The sequence below is a fragment of the Flavobacterium sp. genome (genome assembly GCF_039916025.1).
Lineage (GTDB): Bacteria > Bacteroidota > Bacteroidia > Flavobacteriales > Flavobacteriaceae > Flavobacterium.
Genome location: NZ_JBDSMB010000201.1, coordinates 1 through 2427, shown reverse-complemented (window position 1 = coordinate 2427; position 2427 = coordinate 1). Strand labels below are relative to the sequence as shown.

The 2427-nt window shown below is 36.5% G+C and carries 1 protein-coding gene; it reads right to left on the bottom strand.

The features are described from left to right. On the bottom strand, positions 1 to 2427 hold a 2427-nt coding region (locus ABIQ27_RS14370; protein WP_348034609.1), incomplete at both ends, for a Zn-binding domain-containing protein.

Here is a 2427-nt window from a genome sequence, read left to right as displayed (position 1 = left end):
GTTAATGACCAACTAATGATTGAATTTGATTCTGCAATTGCTACTCGCTTTTTAAGGTCATCAAAAAATCTGAAATTTTCTTCTGTTGCATGGAATGTATAACCGTCTAAATAGATTGCAATTCCTTTTACTGACGATAAAATATCATCATCTTCAATTGCCTGTCCATCTTTTTCAATACTACTTAATGAAATATAGAAATCGGATCGTGTATTATATTTAACTCCATGGGTTGGTCCTAATTCATATTGAGGTCTTATAACATAATAGAAGGCATAATCTCCTGAAGTAATCTTAAACTTATAGTTAACAATACCGTTTTCGACAAAGTCTTCAAATTTAAAATCCTGTTGATTTTGACTGTGTATGTAATTCCTTAAACTTCTAATGAACCGGTCTTCCAATTCGCTTTCTTCGATTTGTCCATTGCTAGTTAATGCTCCTAACCCTGTTGTGTATGTTTCCCAGGCATCCGACTTGTCAACTATCTTCTTAAATAAAAGTTCGGCTTTAGCCCTGCTTAATTCATCCTGCGTAAACTGATTGGAGTAGGTGAAAATGCAACGATAGCAACCATCTTTTCCCTTTGCTTTACAGCTACAATCTCGTATTGCTTCGTAAGCTTTTGAGATAACTGTCGTAAAGTCAGCAGGAGTAAACAGTTTTTCTAAGTAGCCGGTACCACCAGGAATATTGTCGTATAAAACCAGGTACTTATCGAAACGACTGTTCTTTGCATTGTATTCCGAGTAATTAATAATGCTTAGATGTTGTGGGTTCCCTTTGTAATATTTCTTTAATCCTAACTCTAAACCGGCTTTGAACATATTAACTGTAGCATCGCTTTCAAACTCCTGCACTGGTAACAATACCTTTAAAGCCTCCGTTTTGATTTCTCTAAATAGATAAACTTCTTCAAATACATCGTCTTTAATGCCAGTGTATTCACGCTCTTTGTGCTTGCAATAGCCATAATGAAATTTATACTCTCGTTGATTTAATTTCGAAGAGCTTTTACCACATTGTTTACAGGTAACAAACCCATGATATGGAACATCCTCATGCTGATTAATGATAATCTTATTAGCATTAACAGCTGATGAGAGACCAAGGTTTAACTCTAAAATGTCAACATTTTTTACATACTCAATTCCAAAGGGAATTTCTTTCATACCCCAAGCACCCTGAAACGATTTGCTATCGAATTTAAGATGCCTTGAAATTCTGTATATATTAGCATCTCTGTCGTCTGAACTATCATCCAACGTTGATTTATCACGAAAGTTGACAGACTTGACACCACTTAGTTTTACAAAAACATGTTGGTTTTTATCAGACGCCCAGGATGCATCACCACATTTAGGACAATGAGCCTCTGTTGATGATACTTTATCTGCAATATGGTCGCAGTTAGAACAAAACCTTTTTACAAGCAAGGTTCCAACATCTTTCCAGTCGTAGGTATTTAAGCCTGAGATGGCAAATTTGAAACCCTGTGAATAGAAATAATTATCAGGCGCAAACTCCCGTATCGCAGATTTGGAGGACCTCACTATTTCAAACTGTTTGTTTGTTGGAATGTTATCGCTGGCTTTGGCTTTGGTGGCCAATACTGAAGCATTTAGGGTAACGCCTGTTTCAGGAAATGCATAATTTGGCAAGAGGCCTACATTGGTTAAGTGCTCAAGAATAGACCGTTTATCTAACAATCTTCTCAAGCCCCATAAAGCTTTTTTCTCAAATTCTAATCCTTTTCGTTCCTCATCATTAGGAAGCAATTTAATTGCGGCATCTATTTCTTTTATGGTTTGAGTAATGTATCGGTACTCGTCTTTCAGCTTTGTAAATACTGCTCTCAATCTAAGATAAAATCCTTCTTCAAGAAGAAATGACTTGAGGTTATCCAGTGCTTTGGAATCTTCTAAATCAGGCTTGTAAAATTCGGTAAATTCAGTAAGAAGATGCTTTTCCTTTGATTTGATAAAAGAAATAATTCTATTGGCAAAAAAGGCCGGTGCTGATAAATCAGCCCTTGACAATTGAAGCGAAATCAATAGGCCTGGAATACTGTTTTTCTTTGGATCTGCCGAAGACCAGTTATCCAAACAATAGGCAAGAAAGTGGCGATACAAAATATCTTTCGCCTCTAAATAGCAACCTGGTGTAGCTATCTCACCTTCCATCATATCTTTTGGTTCACCATAGTAAAACAAATCATGTGCTTTGCTTTGTGCAAAATTCGTAATAAGAGCTGAGCCCGATGAACGGCCAGCACGACCAACTCTTTGTAAAAAATTTGATGTTAATGGAGGTACAGAATTGTTTATGGCCGTATTCAAAGTGCCAATGTCAATACCCATTTCCAGAGTGGAAGTGGCAACGATGGCGTTCAATGAATTGTATCTTGGTCGTTCTTTAAAATCAATC